Source organism: Tabrizicola piscis (genome assembly GCF_003940805.1).
Lineage (GTDB): Bacteria > Pseudomonadota > Alphaproteobacteria > Rhodobacterales > Rhodobacteraceae > Tabrizicola > Tabrizicola piscis.
Genome location: NZ_CP034328.1, coordinates 274,291 through 292,872 on the forward strand (window position 1 = coordinate 274,291; position 18,582 = coordinate 292,872).

20 protein-coding genes are annotated in these 18,582 nt (G+C 65.8%); 13 read left to right on the forward strand and 7 right to left on the reverse strand.

From position 1 onward, the window contains the following. Nucleotides 1–18 precede the first annotated feature (18 nt). Nucleotides 19–636, reverse strand: a complete 618-nt coding sequence (locus EI545_RS01260) for a lytic transglycosylase domain-containing protein (protein WP_174258168.1) — start codon at nucleotides 634–636, stop codon at nucleotides 19–21. A 234-nt stretch (nucleotides 637–870) separates the two neighbouring features. Between EI545_RS01260 and ssb the strand changes: the two genes are divergently transcribed. The 6 genes from ssb to EI545_RS01290 all read left to right on the forward strand — a co-directional run bounded on the left by ssb (nucleotide 871) and on the right by EI545_RS01290 (nucleotide 5,431). After that, on the forward strand, nucleotides 871–1,404 hold the full coding sequence (gene ssb, locus EI545_RS01265) for a single-stranded DNA-binding protein (protein ID WP_125323779.1): 534 nt from the start codon (nucleotides 871–873) through the stop codon (nucleotides 1,402–1,404). A 118-nt stretch (nucleotides 1,405–1,522) separates the two neighbouring features. Then, on the forward strand, nucleotides 1,523–1,876 hold the full coding sequence (locus tag EI545_RS01270) for an SUF system Fe-S cluster assembly protein (RefSeq protein WP_125323780.1): 354 nt from the start codon (nucleotides 1,523–1,525) through the stop codon (nucleotides 1,874–1,876). Between the two features lie 84 nt (nucleotides 1,877–1,960). Next, nucleotides 1,961–2,320, forward strand: coding sequence for a HesB/IscA family protein (locus tag EI545_RS01275; protein WP_125323781.1), 360 nt, complete (start codon nucleotides 1,961–1,963; stop codon nucleotides 2,318–2,320). A 207-nt stretch (nucleotides 2,321–2,527) separates the two neighbouring features. Beyond that, nucleotides 2,528–3,268, forward strand: a complete 741-nt coding sequence (tpiA, locus tag EI545_RS01280) for a triose-phosphate isomerase (protein WP_125323782.1) — start codon at nucleotides 2,528–2,530, stop codon at nucleotides 3,266–3,268. A gap of 60 nt (nucleotides 3,269–3,328) precedes the next feature. After that, nucleotides 3,329–4,243 (forward strand): DMT family transporter, encoded by a 915-nt coding sequence (locus tag EI545_RS01285; RefSeq protein WP_125323783.1) that lies wholly within the window; start codon nucleotides 3,329–3,331, stop codon nucleotides 4,241–4,243. A 3-nt stretch (nucleotides 4,244–4,246) separates the two neighbouring features. Continuing rightward, on the forward strand, nucleotides 4,247–5,431 hold the full coding sequence (locus EI545_RS01290; RefSeq protein ID WP_125323784.1) for a cytochrome P450: 1,185 nt from the start codon (nucleotides 4,247–4,249) through the stop codon (nucleotides 5,429–5,431). 233 nt (nucleotides 5,432–5,664) lie between these two features. Here the strand turns inward: EI545_RS01290 and EI545_RS01295 are convergent, their stop codons facing one another. Further along, nucleotides 5,665–6,126, reverse strand: a complete 462-nt coding sequence (locus EI545_RS01295) for an Lrp/AsnC family transcriptional regulator (protein WP_125323785.1) — start codon at nucleotides 6,124–6,126, stop codon at nucleotides 5,665–5,667. A gap of 135 nt (nucleotides 6,127–6,261) precedes the next feature. Here EI545_RS01295 and cobA point away from each other — a divergent pair, with 135 nt between their 5' ends. From cobA to EI545_RS01325, 6 genes are all read left to right on the forward strand, one after another. Continuing rightward, nucleotides 6,262–7,020, forward strand: coding sequence for a uroporphyrinogen-III C-methyltransferase (gene cobA / locus EI545_RS01300; RefSeq protein WP_125323786.1), 759 nt, complete (start codon nucleotides 6,262–6,264; stop codon nucleotides 7,018–7,020). Continuing rightward, nucleotides 7,017–7,319 (forward strand): DUF2849 domain-containing protein, encoded by a 303-nt coding sequence (locus EI545_RS01305; RefSeq protein WP_125323787.1) that lies wholly within the window; start codon nucleotides 7,017–7,019, stop codon nucleotides 7,317–7,319. Before cobA ends, EI545_RS01305 begins: the two co-directional genes overlap by 4 nt. Before the next feature lie 37 nt (nucleotides 7,320–7,356). Beyond that, nucleotides 7,357–9,027 (forward strand): nitrite/sulfite reductase, encoded by a 1,671-nt coding sequence (locus EI545_RS01310; protein ID WP_125323788.1) that lies wholly within the window; start codon nucleotides 7,357–7,359, stop codon nucleotides 9,025–9,027. Next, nucleotides 9,017–9,766 carry a phosphoadenylyl-sulfate reductase gene (locus tag EI545_RS01315; RefSeq protein WP_125323789.1) on the forward strand — a complete coding sequence of 250 codons (750 nt, stop codon included), beginning with the start codon at nucleotides 9,017–9,019 and terminating at the stop codon, nucleotides 9,764–9,766. Before EI545_RS01310 ends, EI545_RS01315 begins: the two co-directional genes overlap by 11 nt. Next, the gene (locus tag EI545_RS01320) at nucleotides 9,763–10,167 is read left to right on the forward strand and encodes a DUF934 domain-containing protein (protein ID WP_125323790.1); all 405 of its coding nucleotides are present in this window, start codon (nucleotides 9,763–9,765) and stop codon (nucleotides 10,165–10,167) included. Before EI545_RS01315 ends, EI545_RS01320 begins: the two co-directional genes overlap by 4 nt. Nucleotides 10,168–10,228: 61 nt before the next feature. Next, nucleotides 10,229–11,062 carry a ferredoxin--NADP reductase gene (locus tag EI545_RS01325; RefSeq protein ID WP_125323791.1) on the forward strand — a complete coding sequence of 278 codons (834 nt, stop codon included), beginning with the start codon at nucleotides 10,229–10,231 and terminating at the stop codon, nucleotides 11,060–11,062. Nucleotides 11,063–11,221: 159 nt separating this feature from the next. Here the strand turns inward: EI545_RS01325 and EI545_RS01330 are convergent, their stop codons facing one another. Next, nucleotides 11,222–11,725: a hypothetical protein gene (locus EI545_RS01330; protein WP_125323792.1), complete on the reverse strand. Its 504-nt coding sequence runs from the start codon at nucleotides 11,723–11,725 to the stop codon at nucleotides 11,222–11,224. A 310-nt stretch (nucleotides 11,726–12,035) separates the two neighbouring features. On the opposite strand from EI545_RS01330, the gene infC reads away from it, so the two are divergent. After that, a complete protein-coding gene (gene infC, locus EI545_RS01335) occupies nucleotides 12,036–12,488 on the forward strand; it encodes a translation initiation factor IF-3 (protein ID WP_245990389.1) in 453 nt (150 codons plus the stop codon). A 64-nt stretch (nucleotides 12,489–12,552) separates the two neighbouring features. Here infC and EI545_RS01340 read toward each other — a convergent pair whose 3' ends face one another. The 4 genes from EI545_RS01340 to EI545_RS01360 all read right to left on the reverse strand — a co-directional run bounded on the left by EI545_RS01340 (nucleotide 12,553) and on the right by EI545_RS01360 (nucleotide 18,520). Further along, nucleotides 12,553–13,560: a molybdopterin-binding protein gene (locus tag EI545_RS01340; protein WP_125323794.1), complete on the reverse strand. Its 1,008-nt coding sequence runs from the start codon at nucleotides 13,558–13,560 to the stop codon at nucleotides 12,553–12,555. Further along, nucleotides 13,560–14,546, reverse strand: a complete 987-nt coding sequence (locus tag EI545_RS01345; RefSeq protein ID WP_125323795.1) for an XdhC family protein — start codon at nucleotides 14,544–14,546, stop codon at nucleotides 13,560–13,562. The genes EI545_RS01340 and EI545_RS01345 overlap by 1 nt, the downstream gene beginning before the upstream one ends. A gap of 109 nt (nucleotides 14,547–14,655) precedes the next feature. Next, nucleotides 14,656–17,121 carry an OmpA family protein gene (locus EI545_RS01350; protein ID WP_164517180.1) on the reverse strand — a complete coding sequence of 822 codons (2,466 nt, stop codon included), beginning with the start codon at nucleotides 17,119–17,121 and terminating at the stop codon, nucleotides 14,656–14,658. Nucleotides 17,122–17,266: 145 nt separating this feature from the next. Further along, complete coding sequence (locus EI545_RS01360; protein ID WP_125327183.1) at nucleotides 17,267–18,520, reverse strand: vWA domain-containing protein; 1,254 nt, start codon at nucleotides 18,518–18,520, stop codon at nucleotides 17,267–17,269. Nucleotides 18,521–18,582: the final 62 nt, after the last annotated feature.

Sequence of the window (18,582 nt, forward strand, 5' to 3'; positions counted from 1 at the left end):
CAAGGGCGCCAGGCCGGCCTAGCCCAGAATTGCCAGGACGTAGTTTTCCGTCTCGGCATAGGGAGGGATGCCGTCGTGTTCTTCGACGGCTCCGGGTCCGGCGTTGTAGGCGGCAAGGGCCAGCTTCCAGCTGCCGAACTTGTCATACATCATCCGCAGATAGCGCGCGCCGCCGTCCAGATTGGCCTTGGGGTCATTGATGTCGACGCCAAGAATCTCGGCCGTGTCGGGCATCAGCTGGGCAAGCCCCTTGGCCCCCTTGTGGCTGACCGCCACGGCGTTCCAGCCGCTTTCCTGTTGCACCAGCCGCAGGAACAGGTCTTCCGGCACGCCATGTTTGCGGGCGGCGGCCTTGGCCACCTCAAGATATTCGCCACGGTAGCTGCCACGATAGGCGGGCGTCGCTTCGGCCGCGGCCTCACCTTCCTTGTACTTGGGCGTAAGCTTGACCGAACCGCTGTATTGCTTGGAAAGCTTGTCGTCGATGAGCCGGGACTGGGATTCAAAAAGCGCCGTGCGGGATTTGGTCGAACCTGTCAGCTTCAGCCCTTCGGCAGTGGCAGCGCCGCTGACCGCCAAGGCCAGAAAAAGCCCTGCGCCAAATTCCTGCGCGCTTTTGCATGTGAAACCCGGCACCCTTGGCACCCCTGCTGACCCCGACCGCGTGACTATACTGGCATTCTGGCAGTTTTCCAGTCACGAACCGGCGGGATTTCCGCACCCTGCGGCGGGTTGCTGGCAGATTCTCGCCGAAAGCCCGGCGCGGCTGGAGCTAAGCAGCGGCACTTGGCCTTGGGGCCGGGTCTAGGTATAGGTTTGTTAACCAAGCGGCGGCGAAGCTGCGGCAAAGATGCAATCAGGGAGAATCGCATGGCGGGGTCGGTCAACAAGGTCATCATCGTGGGCAACCTCGGCCGTGACCCCGAGGTGCGCAGCTTTGGAAATGGCGGCAAAGTGGTGAACCTGCGGATTGCGACGTCCGAGACCTGGCGCGACAAACAGTCCGGAGAACGCAAGGAGCGTACCGAGTGGCACTCGGTCGCGATCTACAACGAAGCTTTGGGCAAGATCGCCGAACAGTATCTGAAGAAAGGCTCAACCGTCTATATCGAGGGCCAGCTTGAAACCCGCAAATGGCAGGACCAGTCCGGCGCCGACCGCTACACGACCGAAGTGGTCTTGCGCCAGTTTCGGGGGGAACTCACGCTGCTGGGTGGTCGTGACGGCGGGTCGGGCGGTGGCGGCGGCGGTGGCTATGACGATCGGGGTGGCTATGATGACAGCAGTCAGGGTGGCGGCTTTGGCGGCGGGTCGCAGGGCGGTCGTGGTGGGTCCGGCGGCGGGTCGGGCGGCAGCTCAGGTGGCGGCGGGCGGTCCGACATGGATGACGAGATTCCGTTCTGACACCGGCCGGAGCCCGGGGCCGCCGCGCTGCGGCCGCCCCGATCTGGCGGCACTGGACGTTGGCCGGGAATTCCCTATATAATCGGTCAACAACCCATGCGACGTCAGGACATGTGCGATGCAGGACCAGATCGAGGGCACAGCGCTGATCAAGCCCTCAACCACCGACCATCCGCTTTACCCCCAAATCGTTGAGGCGTGCCGGTCGGTGTTCGACCCGGAAATCCCGGTCAACATCTTCGACCTCGGGCTGGTCTACACGATCGAGATCGGGGAGGAGAGCCAGGTTGACATCACCATGACCCTGACCGCCCCGGGCTGCCCCGTCGCCGGTGAAATGCCGGGTTGGGTGGCAGATGCGGTGGAACCCCTGCCCGGGGTGAAGCAGGTTGATGTCCACATGACCTTTGACCCGCCCTGGGGCATGGACATGATGTCGGATGAAGCCAAGCTTGAACTGGGCTTCATGTAGGCGCAGGCCAAAGCAGGGCGAAACGCCAGGGCTTGAACGGTGTCCGGGTCAGGATTACCTTGAAGCCAACCGAAAGGACCGCAAATGTTCGGCATTCCCGGCAAGGCCGCCGTTACCCTTACCCCCGCCGCCACACGGCAGATCGCCCGCCTGATGGAACGTCAGGGGTCGTCGGGCTTGCGCATTGGCGTCAAGAAGGGCGGCTGCGCGGGGATGGAATACACGATGGACTACGTGTCTTCGGTCAATCCGCTGGACGAGGTGGTGGAACAGGACGGCGCGCGCGTCATGATCGCGCCGATGGCGCAGATGTTCCTGATCGGCACCGAGATCGACTATGAAGCCGGGCTGCTGGAAGCGGGCTTCAAGTTCCGCAATCCGAACGTGGCCGAGGCTTGCGGCTGCGGGGAATCAATCAAGTTCAAGGATGCTCCTGCCGCTTGACCCGGCAGTTGAGCGGCGCGGCGTTGCCGCAAACCCTTTCTCTCGCCCCGGCGCAAGATGCGCCGCGGCAAGGCTGTAAGGGGGCGTTCCGCCCCCTCGCCGTTCCGGCTCACCCCCTGAGGATATTTGGCGAATAGAAAGCCCCGGGGCTTTTCCTTTGACAGGCGAGGCGCTAGGCATCTTGCGCGGAACCCTTGGAGACGCCCGATGAAAAAGCTCGCCGCCGGAAACTGGAAGATGAACGGGACCGCTGCCGCGCTGGACGAGGTGCGGGCGCTGATCGCCGCGCACCCTGCCCCGGGCTGTGAGATGCTGCTCTGCCCACCCGCCACGCTGGTGGCGCGGATGGCAGAGGCGGCGCACGGCAGTGCCCTTCTGGTCGGCGGGCAGGATTGCCACCCGAAGGCCAGCGGCGCGCATACGGGCGACATCTCGGCCGACATGCTGAAGGACGCAGGCGCCAGCCATGTGATCGTTGGCCATTCCGAACGCCGCGCCGATCATGGCGAAACCGACGCCCTTGTGCGCGCCAAGGCCGAAGCCGCGATTGCTGCCGGGCTGGTGGCGGTGGTCTGCATCGGCGAGACCGAGGCGGAACGTGACGCCGGGCAGACGCTGGCGGTGATTGGCGGACAGTTGGACGGGTCGCTCCCTGCGGGGGCCAACGCCCGGACGCTGGTGGTCGCTTACGAGCCGGTCTGGGCTATCGGCACCGGCCGCACCCCCACCCTGGCCGAGATTGCCGAGGTCCACGCCTTCCTGCGCGACCGGCTGCGCGGGCGGATTGGGGCCGAGGCTGACGGGGTGCGCCTCCTCTACGGCGGGTCGGTCAAGCCGTCCAACGCGGCCGAGATCTTTGCCGTGCCGCATGTGGACGGCGCGCTTGTCGGCGGGGCCAGCCTGAAGGCCGCCGATTTCGGGGCCATCGTGGCGGCCCTGTCTGCCTGACGACATCACGGGGTCGCTGGCGGATCAGCCTGCGATCCACCGCTTGCCTAGCGTGGCCCAATGACAGTCCTTACCCCCACCGCGCGGCGGTCGCTGCTGACGGCCAATCTGTTCTGCCTCGCCTCGATGGTGATCTGGGCGGCGGGGCTGCCTGCGGCGGACCTGATCATTCCCCACATGCCGCCTGTTGCATTGACCGCCGGGCGGGCCACGCTGGCGGCGGCGGTCCTGCTGCCGATCTGGTGGCTGCTGGAGGGGCGCGGTGCAGTGCTTGGGGCCGACTGGGCGATGGGGGCCTGGGTGGGTTTCGTCACCCTGGGGCTGGCCTCGTTCTTCGTGATCATCGCGCTGCAGTTCAATGACCCGGTCACCGTCGCCATCGTGACCGCCGTGATGCCGGTGGCCGGGATCCTGCTGGAATGTCTGGCCGACAAACGCCCCTTTACCCGGGCGCTGGCCTTGGGGCTGCTTCTGTCGGTGGCCGGCGGCCTGATCGCCGTCAGCGGCAGCGAGGGCAGCGTCGATTTCGGCGTGGGCGTGCTGGCGGCGCTCGCCTCGGTCCTGTGCTACACGTGGGGCAGCCGCGAGACGGTACGCGCCCTGCCAGACCTGTCCCCGCTTGGCCGCAGCGCCATCACGGTGACCGGATGCGCCGTGGTGGCCCTGCTGGCAGCGCTTGGGGATGGGGTCTTGCGCGACCAGTGGCCCGACTGGCAGGCCATCGGCATACCCGAGTTCACGGGTCTTGCGATCTTCGGCATCGGGTCGATGGCGATCAGCCAGCTTTTGTGGATCATCTCGGTCGGGCGGATCGGCATTGGCGCTGCCTCCATGCACATGAACGCCGTGCCGTTCTATGTCATGCTGATGGTGTTCACCCTTGGCGGGCCGTGGAATTGGGCCCAGACCTTTGGCGCGGTGATCGTGGTGACCGGCGCCTTGGTGGCGCAGGGACTGATCGGACGGCAAAGGTAGGCCATGCAGAAGCTGCAGCAATCGCCCAAGGACCCGGGCTTCGTCCAGAACCCCTACCCGTTCTACGAACGCGCGCGTTCCGGTGGCCCGTTCTTTCACTGGCAGGACTATGATCTGGTCTGTACCGGCAATGCGGCCGCCGTGAATGCCATCTTCCGCGACCGTCGCTTTGGCCGCGAGCCTGTGGATCCATTGCCGATTCCCGCGCATCTTGCGCCCTTCTACGCCGTCGAAGCCCATTCCATGCTGGAACTGGAGCCGCCGCGCCACACAAGGCTGCGCAATCTGGTGCTGCGGGCCTTCACCTCACGCCGGATTGCCGGGCTTGGGCCCGACATCACGGCGCTTGCAACCGAGTTGGCCGATGCGCTGCCACCAGGACGGTGCGACCTGCTGCAGGCCTTTGCCCAGCCCTTGCCCGTGCGCATCATCGCCCGGCTTCTGGGGGTGCCCGAGGACATGGCGCCTGACCTGCTGCGCTGGTCCAACGCCATGGTCGGCATGTATATGGCCGGCCGGACCCGCGACATGGAAGACCGGGCCATTGCCGCCACCGAAGCCTTCGTGGCCTTCCTCCGCTCCTATGTCGAGGAGCGGCGGGCGCAGCCGGCCGATGACCTGATCACCCAGTTGATCGCCGCCGAGATGGACGGCGACGCCCTGTCCACCGACGAGCTGATCTCGACCTGCATCCTGCTGCTGAACGCAGGGCATGAGGCAACGGTGCACACGATCGGCAATGGCGTGAAGACGCTGCTGGAGACCCGGACCCAGGCCTCGGCCCTTGGTCCCGATGCAGTGGCGGGCACGGTGGAAGAGATCCTGCGCTTTGACCCGGCGCTGCACATGTTCACGCGGTATTGCTACGCCGAGGTCGAGGTGATGGGCCAGACCTTCCAGCGTGGTGATCGGGTCGGGCTGCTGCTGGCCGCAGCGAACCGCGATCCGGGGGCATGGGACCGGCCCGCGCAGTTCCTGCCCGGGCGACCCACCCGGCCAAACGTCAGCTTCGGCGCGGGGCTGCATTTCTGCGTCGGCGCCCCCTTGGCACGGCTTGAGCTGCAGATCGCCCTGCCGATCCTGTTTGCGCGGCATCCAAGCTTACAGCTGGCCGCCCCGCCGCAGTATGGCGACGTCTACCATTTTCATGGCCTGAAAGAACTTCTCGTCACCACCGGATCTGATTGAGCGGCGCGAAACGCGCCGCACACGACCCCTCGTCGTCGCGTGCCGCTCCTCCTCAGCGCATGAGGGGCTAGCCCCTCAAACTCCCCAGAGTATTTGGCAAAGAGCAGGATCATTTGCTCTTTGCCAAATACTCCCGCCGGAGGCGTTTACCCGAGCCGGTTGGGGCGCGCCCGCGCGCCCCAGAGGCGAGACAAAAGGAATGCGCGGTACGCGCGCGAGTCGATGGCCGGCGGTCAAAGCGGCAGGACGGTGGTCGATTTGATCTCTTCCATGCTCAGGAGTGCCGTCACGTTGTAGATCCGCACTTCGGAAATCAGCGCCTGATAGAAGGTGTCATAGGCCCGGGCATTCTTGACGCGCACTTTCAGGATGTAATCGATATCCCCCGCCAACCGGTGCGCTTCCAGCACCTCGGGACGCTCCTTCAGGGCCTTCAGGAACTTGCGCTGCCAGTCCGCCTCATGCTCCGACGTGCGGATCAGGACGAAGAAGCAGGCCTCAAGCCCCAAAGCCTCGGGGTCGAGGATCGCGGTCGTTCGGGTGATCACGCCCTGTTCGCGCATGCGGCGGATGCGGTTCCACACCGGGGTCTTTGACGAGCCGACCTTGCGCGCAATCTCGTCCAGGGACTGTTCGGCGTCGGTTTGCAGTTCGGACAGGATTTTCCGGTCCAGATCGTCCAATTGGGCCGCCATTCGCCTTCACCCCGTCAAGCCGGAACCCTGTTCCACCAGCGCGCAGTATCGGAACAAACGTCCTTATCTGCAAGGGCGTCTGGCGGAAATCCGGGAAAATCTTCTATACTGGGTCAAGAATTTCGGGGTCCGGTCATGTTCAGCCTTCCTTCCCATCCTGTCCTTTTCGTCGGTGCCGGTCCCGGTTCGGCTGATCATCTGACCTTGGGCGCCTTGCGTGCGATCACGCAGGCCGACGTGGTGATCCATGACCGTCTGGTCGGGCCCGAGGTGCTGGACCTGATTCCGCCCCCTGCCCGGCGGATCGATGTCGGCAAAGAAGGGTTCGGCCCGTCGACCCCGCAAGCCACAATCAACGCCACCCTTGTGGCCGAGGCCCTGACCGGCGCGCGGGTTGTCCGTCTGAAGGGCGGCGACTGTGGCATCTTCGGGCGGCTGGATGAAGAGATCGAGGCTTTGGAGGCGGCCGGAATCGGCTTCACCATTCTCCCCGGTCTGACCTCGGCCACAGTGGCCGCTGCGCGCATCGGGCAATCGCTGACCCGCCGGGGCCGCAACGCCAGCCTGCGGATCATTACCGGGCATGACATGGCCGGCTTTGCCGATCAGGACTGGCGCGGTCTGGCCCGCAAGGGCGAGGTGGCCGCCATCTACATGGGCAAGAAATCCGCCCGCTATATCCAAGGCCGGCTGATGATGCATGGCGCGGCCCCCGACACTGCCGTGACCGTGGTGGAAAACGTCAGCCGCGATGATGAACGGATCCTGCCGGCCACCCTTGCAACCCTGCCTGACGCCGTGGCAAGGGTCGCGGGCCCCGCCGTCATCCTGTTCGGCCTCGCCCCACGCAAAGCCGCCGCCGCCCTGTCCCTCCGCAAGGAAGCCCACGCATGAGCCGCCGTTTCACCCCGAAGGTCGTCACCGCAAACCTGCTGCGCGAAGGCGATGTGGTCTATCTGACCGCCGATGACCGCTGGTCACCCCACCACCACGAGGCCGAGCTGATCGAGGATGAAGCCCACGCCCAGATGCGGCTCCTCCATGCCTCGGCCCAGAAACTGCTTGTGGTCGGGGCCTATCTCGCCGATGCGAAAGCCGGGGCGCATGGCCCGGAGCCGACCCATTTCCGCGAGGCGTTCCGCACCCGCGGCCCGTCGAACTATCCCCACGGCAAGCAAGCCGATCTGGTGTAGGTCGGGCTTCAGCCCGACTCTCTTGAAAGAGCCCGCGATGTATTCCTATTCCGACTTCGACGAAGCTTTCGTGCGCGCCCGCGTCGCCCAGTTCACCCAGCAGGTCGAACGCCGCCTTGACGGCAGCCTGACGGAGGAAGAGTTCCGTCCCCTGCGGCTGATGAACGGCCTTTATCTGCAGCTGCATGCCTACATGCTGCGGGTGGCGATCCCTTACGGCTCGCTGAACCCCGGCCAGATGCGCCAGCTTGCCCATATCGCCGACACTTGGGACAAGGGCTATGGCCACTTCACCACCCGGCAGAACATCCAGTTCAACTGGCCGAAACTGCCCGACGTGCCCGCGATCCTGCAGGCTCTCGCGGATGTGGAGATGCACGCCATCCAGACCTCGGGCAACTGCGTGCGGAACGTGACCGCCGACCATTTCGCCGGAGCCGCCGCCGATGAAATCGCCGACCCTCGGCCTTACGCGGAACTGCTCCGCCAGTGGTCCACCGACCACCCGGAGTTTCAGTTCCTGCCGCGCAAGTTCAAGATCGCCATCACCGGCAGCCCGAATGACCGCGCCGTGACGCGCGCCCATGACATCGGCCTGCGGATGGTCCGCAATGCTGCTGGTCAGCCGGGCTTTGAAGTGATGGTCGGTGGCGGCCTTGGCCGGACCCCGATGATCGGTGTGACGGTGCGGGAGTTTCTGCCGGAAGCCGACCTGCTGCCGTATGTCGAGGCGGTGCTTTCCGTCTACAACACGCTTGGCCGCCGCGACAACAAGTACAAGGCGCGGATCAAGATCACCGTGCATGAGACCGGGGCCGAAGAGATCACCCGGATGATCGAAGCCCGCTTCGCCGAGCTTCGCCCGCTCTTTGGCGGCAACGACCAGAAACTGCTAGCCGACATCCGTGAGGCGTTTGCGCCCCCCGCCTTCCGCAATGCGCCGACCGACGCCTACGACGCCTTCCACAGCGCCGACCCTGTGTTCCGCGCCTGGGCTGACACCAACCTGACCGCCCATCGCAACGCGCAATATGCCATCGTCACGATCAGCCTCAAGGCGCATGGCGAAACCCCCGGCGATGCGACCAGTGCCCAGATGCGGCTGATGGCTGACCTGGCCGAGAAGTACGGGCACAGCGACCTGCGGATCAGCCATGAACAGAACGTCATCCTGCCGCATGTCCACAAGTCTGACCTCCCGACCCTGCATGCGGCGCTGATGCAGGCCGGGCTGGCAACGGCCAACGTGGGCCTCTTGTCCGACATCATCGCCTGCCCCGGCATGGATTACTGCGCGCTGGCGACGGCCCGGTCGATCCCCGTCGCGCAGGAACTGGCCACGCATTTTGAGGCGTTGAAGCTGGAGCATGAGATTGGCCCCCTGAAGATCAAGATCTCGGGCTGCATCAACGCTTGCGGGCATCACCATGTGGGCCATATCGGGATTCTGGGGCTGGACCGGGCGGGGGTGGAAAACTACCAGATCACCCTTGGCGGCGACGGCACGGAAACCGCGGTGATTGGTGACAAGACCGGCCCCGGCTTTGCCTATACCGAGATTGTCCCGGCCATCGAACGCATCCTGCGGGCCTATCTTGCCCTGCGGCTGGAGCCGTCCGAGACCTTCCTGCAAGCCTTCCGCCGCGTGGGGATGGACCCGTTCAAGGTGGCACTCTACGAGACTGAAGGCGCGCAAGATGCCGCGTGATCTGCACTCTGGCCCGGTGGCAGAGCGTGTGGCGGCGCTGAACGCGCGCTACAAGCACCACTCCGCCACCGCCGTGCTGGAACATGCGTTGAAGGATGATGACCTTGGCCGTGTGGCGCTGGTCAGTTCCTTCGGCGCGGAATCGGTTGTGCTTTTGCACCTTGTCAGCGTGATCGCCCCGGAAACCCCGGTGTTGTTCGTCGACACCAAGATGCTGTTTCAGGAAACCCTCGACTACCAGCGTGAACTGGCCGAAAAGCTTGCGCTCTGCGACATCCGCACGATCCGCGCCAACCCGGCCCGGGTGAATTTCGAAGATCCGGACGGCACGCTGCACCAGTTCAACACCGACAGCTGCTGCAACGTCCGCAAGGTCGAACCGCTGGAGCGGGCGCTGTCCAAGTTCGACGGCTGGATCACCGGCCGCAAACGCTTTCAGAACGCTGACCGGGGCACCATCGACTTTTTCGAGAACGAAGGCGACTTCCGCATCAAGGTCAACCCGCTGGCCCATTGGGGGCGGGAAGACCTTGAGGAATACATGGTTGAAAACCGCCTGCCCCGGCATCCTCTGGTGGCGAAGGGTTTTCCTTCCATCGGTTGCGCGCCTTGCACGTCTGCGGTGAAACCAGGTGAAGACCCGCGCGCAGGCCGTTGGCGTGGAACACAAAAGACCGAATGTGGTATCCACTTCATCGACGGCAAGGCCGTGAAACTACCCAAGGAGAACGCGGCATGACCGTCATCGTCACCGACGCGGGCTTTGCCCCCGCCACCCAGCGCGAGATTGTGGCGCTGGCCGATCTGACCGACCAGACGGCTGTGGACCTGTCCAACACCGACGACCCCCATGCGCTGGTGGGGCGGCTGGATGAGCTGACGCTGATCCGCGTCGCCTTCCCCGCCTTCAACGACGGCCGCGCCTTCACCATCGCCCGCCGCCTGCGTGAGCTTGGCTATACCGGCCAGCTTCTGGCGCTTGGCCCGGTGATCGCCGACCAATACGCCATGCTGCGCCGGGTGGGGTTTGACGGGGCGGAAATTCCAGACGATATCGCCGCCCGCCAACCCGCCGACCAGTGGCAGTTCCGCGCAAGTGACTGGCGCCAGCACCACTATCAGGCCCGCCTGCGCGCCTGACTTTCGTTTGACCTCAATCAAGGCTAAGAACGGACGGCTGACTTAGGCCGACCTCACCCCCATGACCGAAGCGATCCTGATGACCGAAGCAAGCCCTATCCCCGCCGCAAAGCTGCATTTGCCCGATGCCCAGACTGTCACCGCGGTGCAGCACTGGACGGACCGGCTGTTTTCCTTCCGCGTGACCCGGCCGCAGTCCTTGCGGTTCCGGTCGGGGGAGTTTGTGATGATCGGCCTGATGGGCGACAACGGCAAACCCTTGCTGCGCGCCTATTCCATCGCCTCGCCCGCCTGGGATGACGAGCTGGAGTTCTACTCGATCAAGGTGCCGGATGGGCCGCTGACCTCGAAGCTGCAGCATATCCAGGTCGGGGATGAGATCATCCTACGGTCGAAGCCGGTGGGGACGCTGGTGCATGATGCCCTTTTGCCCGGCAAGCGGCTGTGGTTTCTGGCGACGGGCACCGGCCTCGCCCCTTTCGCCAGCCTGATGCGGGAACCTGAGACCTATGAGAAATACGATCAGGTCATCATGATGCACACCTGCCGCGAGGTGGCGGAGCTGGAGTATGGCAAGCGGCTGGTGGAAGGCCTGAAGGATGATCCGCTGATCGGCGAGTTGGTGGCCGACAAGCTGATCTACTACCCCACCACCACGCGTGAGCCGTTTCATCATATGGGGCGGGTGACGGACAACCTTTCCTCCGGCAAGGTCTTTGCCGATCTGGGCCTGCCGCCGATGAACCCGGCCGAGGATCGGGCGATGGTCTGCGGGTCGCTGGCCTTCAACGTGGACGTCAAGGCGATCCTTGAAGGGTTCGGGCTGCGCGAGGGTGCGAATTCTGAACCGCAGGAGTTTGTGGTGGAAAAGGCCTTCGTCGGCGACGGGATCTGAGCCTGTCCCGGGCAGGGACAGTGTCGGGAGGCCCATGATGTCAATGGCTTACGAATTCTGTTCATAAAGCCTTAAGACTCTGCCCCGCCCGAACGCAGCATATGCAAAAGGCCGCCGGAGCGATCCGGCGGCCTTTGTCATGGTCCAAGAGAGCCGGGCTTACATGCCAAGCGCGGTCTTGACCTGTGCGACGGTGTCGGCGACCAGCGCGGGGTTCGCGCGGGCGGCTTCGACAGCGGTCTTGAGCGTGGTCTTGGTCGCTTCGTCCAGCGACGAGCCGTCGATCAGGGCGGTGACGGAGTCTGCGTTGAAGTTCGCAGGGTCAAGGGCCGCAGCGGCATCGGTCACGGCTTCGGTGGCGGCGGCAGCACCTTCGGTCACAGCCTCGGTCGCGGCGGCGGCGCCTTCGGTGACAGCTTCGGTCGCGGCGGCAGCAGCTTCGGCGGCGGCGGCTTCAGCAGCGGCGGCTTCCGCGGCAGCGGCTTCGGCAGCGGCAGCCTCAGCGGCGGCGGCTTCGGCGGCAGCGGCGGCGGCAGCCTCTTCGGCCTTCTTCGCGGCTTCCTCGATCATCGCAGCTTCCTGCTGCGGCTTGTAGACGAACTGGTAATAGCCCCCACCAGCCAGGAGGACGACGAGTGCGCCGATGATTACAGTTCTGTTCATATCAAAAACTCCATTGACCGGAACATGGACCCGGATGGCGGTCATATGGCAGTTTGTACCCCACTTGAAAAGGCCAGAGCGGCTTTCGCGCGTTAAATCGCCGGTTGAAAGACGTCGTCGCAGAGCGCGCAAACCCCAATAGACCCCAGGACTTGGGCTTGCGGCAGACGGCCCGGAGGGCTAGATTGCACGGGCAGGATGCAACAACCAAAGGACGCACACCATAGCCCGCCGCCCCCACAATGCCCCGCCGCAACGCGAAACCGGCCCCCGGATCAATGACCGCATCCGCGGCACCGAGATCCGCCTGATCGGCGCCGATGGCGAAAACGTCGGGGTCGTGACCCCCGCCCGTGCCATGCAGATGGCCGAAGAAGCCGGGCTTGACCTGGTCGAAATCTCGCCCACTGCGGTGCCGCCGGTCTGCAAGATCATGGACTTCGGCAAGTTCAAGTATGAGACCCAGAAGCGCGAGGCCGAGGCGCGGAAGAAGCAGAAGATCATCGAGATCAAGGAAATCAAGTTCCGCCCCGGAACGGATACCCATGATTACGACGTCAAGATGCGGTCCGTGGTCAAGTTTCTGGAGGAAGGCGACAAGGTCAAGGTCACGCTGCGGTTTCGCGGGCGCGAAATGGCGCACCAGGATCTTGGTCTGGAACTGCTCAAGCGGGTTGAGGCTGACGTGGCCGAGCTTGGAAAGATCGAATCCTTCCCCCGGCTGGAAGGCCGCCAGATGGTGATGATGATCGGCCCGAAATAGGCCTGTCTTTCTGCGCTGTGGTTTCGGGGGCCTTTGTGCCCCCGTTTTCATTTGCGGGTACGATCTATTCCGGGCCGGTTTCGCGCAGGCGACCGCGGATCGGGATTTCTTTCAAGAGGCCCCCTACCCCCATTTCGGCGATGTCATCATCGCCAAGCTGTATGCCGCAGGCCAGCCGTTCCAGCACCCAGTCAGCCCCGTTCAGCGCCGGGCTTCGGGCGCATCCCGGCAGGCCGATGACGGGCCGTTCGCCAAGGTTTCCCAGAAACAAGAGGTTGCCGGGATCAACCGGCATGCCAAAGCGCAGCACAGTGCCGCCTGCCGCGCGCACCGCCTCGGGTGCCGTGTCGTGCAGGTCTGATGTGGCCGATCCGGTCAGGATCAGCAGCATTTCGCCCCGGGCGGCGGCAAGGGCGCTGGCGACGGCAGCGGTCTGGTGCGGGACGGTGACACAGTCGGCAAGGGTGATCCCGAGGGCGGTCAACCGGGCCTCAACCGCGCGGCGGCCCTTGGCGGCAAGTTTGGGGGCAAGGTCCGGGACCTGCGTCAGGATCAGGCTGGCGGTGCGATGCCTGACTGGGAGTACGCGAAGCGCGTTGCGGGCCAGATTGCAGGCCTTTTCCAATGCCGCTTCGGGGACCGCATAAGCAATGATCTTGACGGTGGCCGACAACTGCCCCGGGGCCACGCGGGCCAGGGGCGGCAGCGTGGCCAGAGTGATGGCGGGGTGGACGCGGTTCAGCGCATGGATGGCGGCTGGGTCAAAGGCCAGGATGCCCGGATAGGCGGCATTCAGGTTCACGCGCCCAGTATGGGCCTGCGACAGGGCCAGACCCGCCCCTGCCGGGTCGGGCACCAGGGCCGTGGCCAGGCGAGTGGCCGCGCCATCTTCGGGCACATCCCCGGGGTCAAGCCGGGCGACCGTCACGGTGGTCAGCCCGGCGGCCTGCAGGCGGGCAAGATCGGCAGGGCCAAGGATGCACCCCTTGCGCAGCCGACCATCGGCCAGCGCGACGGAATGCGCCAGGATCGCGCCTTGGGCCATGTGCAGGGGAACCGGGCCGAACTGCATCAGGCACGCAGGGTCTGGGTGATCTGGGCCATGATGCTGACCGCGATTTCCGCAGGCGACTTCGCCCCGATGTCCAGACCGACGGGGGCGTGAATTCGGGCGTTCTCCTCGGGCGTGAAGCCCGCCGCTGTCAGCCGGTCCAGCCGTTTGGCGTGGGTTTTCTTTGACCCAAGGCAGCCAAGGTAGAAGGCCGGTGATTTCAGGGCTGCGTGAATGGCGGGGTCGTCAAGTTTGGGGTCATGGGTCAGCGTCACGATGGCGGTGCGGGCGTCAGGGGCAAGGCTTGCCAGCGCCTCATCCGGCCAGTCGTCCAGCAGTGTCTCGCCCGGAAAGCGCTCGCTGGACCCGAACGCGGCGCGGGGGTCGATCAGGGTGCAGGCATAGCCACATTCGCGGGCGATGGTCAGCAGGGGCTGGGCGATATGGACCGCGCCGACAACGATCAGGCGCAGGGGCGGGTTGTGGACGGCGATGAAGCGGCCGTCCTCCTCCATTCCTGAGCGGTCGGATTTCAGGCGGGCGTCCACGGCCGCGTCCTGACCGGGGGTGACAAGCTGGCGGGTCCAGGTGGCAAGCGTGGTGACCAGGGCGGCGGCACGGGCGGCGGCGCGGGCGGTGACGAGATCGGCCAGGATCGGCTCGGGGAGCGCAGTGGCCCCATCGCCGACGGGTTCGACAAGGATGCGGATCGTGCCGCCACAGGCAAGGCCAGCGGCGAAGGCCGTCTCATCGCTGACGCCGAAGGTCAGAAGGCGGGGGGTGCGGTCGGTCAGCGCCTCCAGCGCCTCGGTCACGACGGCGCCTTCGACGCAGCCGCCCGAGACGGAGCCGACCATGTCGCCCGTGCCGGAGATGGCAAGCTGGCTTCCGGCGGGGCGCGGGGCAGAGCCCCAGGTTTCCACCACAGTGGCAAGGGCTGCACCCGCGCCGGCGCGGTGCCAGGCAAGGGCGGCTTCGGGGATCTGGTCATGCGTGGCGCGGGTCATCGGGGACTCCTTATGCGCCAAGTATGCGTCCCGGGGCGGCGGTTTGCCACTGAAATGACGAAGGCCGCCGGGGGGACCGGCGGCCTTGTGACTGTAGCTGACGTGCGGGTTACTGCACGACAGCCGTCCGCATCAGCGGGGTGATGACCCGCACTTCGACGCGGCGGTTCAGGGGTTCGTTGGCTTGGGTGTCGACCAGAAGTTCGGTCTCGCCATAGCCTTGGACCACCATGTTTTCCGGCGGGATGTCGAAGTATTCCGTCAGCGCCAGCGCCACCGATTCCGCACGCCGGTCCGACAGCGCAAGGTTCATCGCGGCCTTGCCGGTCGCATCGGTGTGGCCTTCGACGAGGAACACTTCACCCGGGTTCTCCTCCAGCAGGTCCTGCATGACGCGGCCAAGGTCGGCCAGGTCGCGGGCTTCGGAGGCCGGGATGGCGGCCGATCCGCTGGCGAAGGTCACGTTGTCGGTGTCGATCACCGCCGCAAGGGCACGCACTTGCGGGATCTCGCGGATCTGGCGGAGCGAGAACTTGCGACCTGCGCGGTCTGCCTCAAGGGCGGCAAGCTCGCGCTTCAGGGCGGTGTCATCGTCCTTGGACGAGATCACGATCCGCGACCGGGGGGTCGGCAGGTCACGCACGATGACCACTTCTTCGCGCTGCAGATCGTCGATCAGCACAAGTTCGCGGCCAAGGTCGTCATAGGTCGCGCGGCGCAGCACGCGGCCGGTGGCATCGCGGATCGTCACCACTTGGGTGCCATCCTGCCGTTCAACGATCGTACGGGTCGAGCCATCGCGGAAGGTTTCGGTCCGCACGGTGGAGCCGGGGCGGCGGATCACCGTATCGTCGTCCTTGAGCACCTGATAGGTGCCGTCGGGGTTCAGCACGACAACGCGGTCGCCCGTGTTTGATACGACGCGGCGGTCTTCCTGGGCTTCGTTGTTGTTCTTGATGATCGCACCGACGGCGAGGGCACCGAGAACCAGAAGACCGGCCTTTTCAAGATCGGACAGGCCACTTCTGCGGCCGTCATCGCGGCGGCGGGGTGCTGCGGCGAATTCTTCGCTCGACGTCCGAACCGAGTCTTCGGTGACGGTTTCGGTCACGGAGCCGATCAGGTCGTCCGGGTTGACCGGCGGCGCGACCGTGCCATCGGCGGCGGGTTCGGCGTTCGGATCAGTGGCAGCAACCGTGGCGGCAGCGGCCAGGGATTCCGGGTTGATGGCGGTCGGATCGCTGGTCAGAAGCTCGGTCAGGCTTTCGACCTCGGCTTCGGACACGACGGGCGCGTCGATGGGTTCAGCCTCGACTGCGTCCGGTTCGGCGGTGCGCAGACCGGCGGCAGGGTCGACGATTTCACCGGTGTCCGAGATGGCAAGCTCTGCCTCGGCTTCAGCCAAGGCTGCGGCTGCGGCCGCAGGATCGATGACTTCGCCCGTGTCGGGGTTGACTGTGGCGTCCGCTGGCACGTCGGCGACGGCTTCGTCGGTCGGTTCGGCAGCGGTTTCGTCAGTCGGTTCGGCAACGGCTTCTTCGGTGGGTTCGGCAGCGGTTTCCGCCTCGGCTGCAGCTTCGGCTTCGGCTTCCGCTTCGGTTTCAAGGACCGGATCGGCTTCGGCCTGCGCGGCTGCGTCAGCTTCGGCTTGGGCCGCAGCATCAGCTTCGGCTTGGGCTGCTGCATCGGCTTCCGCTTGCGCCGCAGCGTCAGCTTCGGCTTGGGCTGCTGCGTCGGCTTCAGCCTGCAGGGCTGCTTCCAGATCGGCGGCAGCCTTATCCGCTTCGGCTTGCGCGGCAGCATCGGCGTCCGTCTCAGCGGTCGCGTCGGCCTCAACAGCGGCCTCTGCATCTGTTTCTTGGACCGGTTCGATCACCGGATCGGCGGCAACTTCTGCCTCTGGCTCGGCGGCGGCGTCGGCTTCGACTGCGGCTTCGACGCCAGCCTCATCGGCTGCCTGCGAGGTGGCTTCAGCCTCGACCGAGGCTTGTGCGGCGGCTTCAGCCTCTGCAGCGGCCTGAGCGGCAGCAGCGTCCTGAGCCTGCGACGCGGCTTCGGCATCGGCGGCGGCTTGGGCAGCTGCTGCAGCTTCGGCCTGGGCGGCGGCATCTGCATCAGCGGCGGCTTGGGCGGCAGCATCAGCTTCGGCCTGGGCGGCAGCTTCCGCCTCGGCGGCGGCTTGCGCGGCAGCTTCCGCTTCGGCGGCGGCTGCGGCTTCAGCAGCGGCGGCGGCCTGAGCGTCAGCCTCGGCCTGAGCAGCAGCGGCGGCTTCTGCTTCGGCGGCAGCTTGCGCGGCGGCTTCGGCTTCGGCTTGCGCGGCGGCTTCAGCAGCCTGCGCGGCGGCTGCAGCCTCGGCGGCGGCAGCTTCGGCCGCTACCGCGGCTTCGGCGGCTTGCTGGGCCTGAATGATGGCGTCAAGGTCACAGGCGGCATCTGCCGTCGGCATGCAAAGCACCGAACCATCGGCACCGACCACGGACCCGTCTTCAGCCAGCGTCTGGGCATAAGCCGGGAACGTGGCCACGGGGGACAGCGCAACGGACAGGGCTGTCGTGGAGATCAGAAGCTTTCTCATACCATTCCTCATGATGATGGTCGAAGGGGAAACCCGGACGACTCGATCCGGTTCCCTTGGGACCCGATACAAGCAGATGACCCAGCTTCTGCTTGATATGCGATATCACGGCACTGCCAGACGATAGCGGTCGGCAAAGCGCCGCCTAGTCGCGCAGAAGGGCAAGCAGCCGGGCCTTGTCGCCACTGTCGCCGGGGTCAGAGATGGCCGCGCCAAGGGCTTCGAGCGAGGCGATGCTGTGGCCGGCGCGGAAACTGTCGACATGCGGCAGCATGGCGCGGATGCCCTGCGCCTTGGGGGCAAAGCCCGTCCAGCGCAAGAGCGGGTTCAGCCAGATCAGGCGGCGGCAGGAGAGGTGCAGACGCTCAATCTCAGTCGCGAGCAGGCCGCTGTCGTCGCGGTCAAGGCCATCGGTGATCAGGAGGACGACAGCGCCCTGCCCTAGCACGCGGCGCGACCAATCGCGGTTGAAGGCGCGGATCGAGGGGCCGATCCGGGTGCCGCCGGACCAGTCCTGCGCCTGCGCGCCGGCAGCACTTAGCGCGGCGTCGACATCCCGGCGGGCAAGGTGGCGCGTGATGTTGGTCAGGCGCGTGCCGAAGGTGAAGGCATGGACCTTGGCCCAGCCCTGCCCCTTGCGGTTGGCAACGGCGTGGACGAAGTGCAGCACCATGCGGCTGTAGTCGGCCATGGAACCGGAGATGTCACACAGGACAATCAGGTTCGGCCAGCGCGTCACCGGGGCCTTGCGGGCGAGCGACGTGATTTCGCCGCCGTGCCGCAGACTTTGGCGCAGGGTGCGGCGCAAGTCGATGGCGGCACCTTGGGTTGCGGCGCGGCTGCGCCGGGTGACAAGGGGTTTCACGGGAAGGGACAGCCGGGCGAGCATGCGCTTGGCTTCGGCCATTTCCGCCGTGGACATCAGTTCGAAGTCGAGCGTGCGGAGGCGTTCTTCGGCGGATTGGGTGGCGGTGGCGTCGATGGTGATCTCTTCGCCTTGCGCCTGATCCGCAGGCGGCGGCGGGGGAAGGGCACCGTCCAGCAACGCCTCGGCGGCGCGGCGTTCGGCGGGGGCGGCGGGGCGGTCGTCCTGCACGCCCTTCACCTGCGGGATGAGGAGCGACATCATGTGTTCAAGGAATTGCGGGTCGCGCCAGAACAGGCGAAACACCTCGGCGAAGGTGCGGGCGTGTTCGGGGCGGCTGACAAGGCAGGCGTGCAGGGTGTGGTAGAAATCCTCACGCCGCGTGAAGCCCGCGGCTTCGACGGCGCGGATGGTGTCGATGATGCGACCGGGGCCGATGGGCAAGCCCGCCTTGCGCAGGGCGCGGGCGAAATGGGTGATGTTGTGGGCGAGTTTGCCGTCTTCGGGGATGTCGAGGGGGGCGTAGGTGGCCATCGTCGGAGCGAGGGGTTTCACACCCCTCGCGCTCCCCGTGGGATATTTGGGCCAGAATGAAA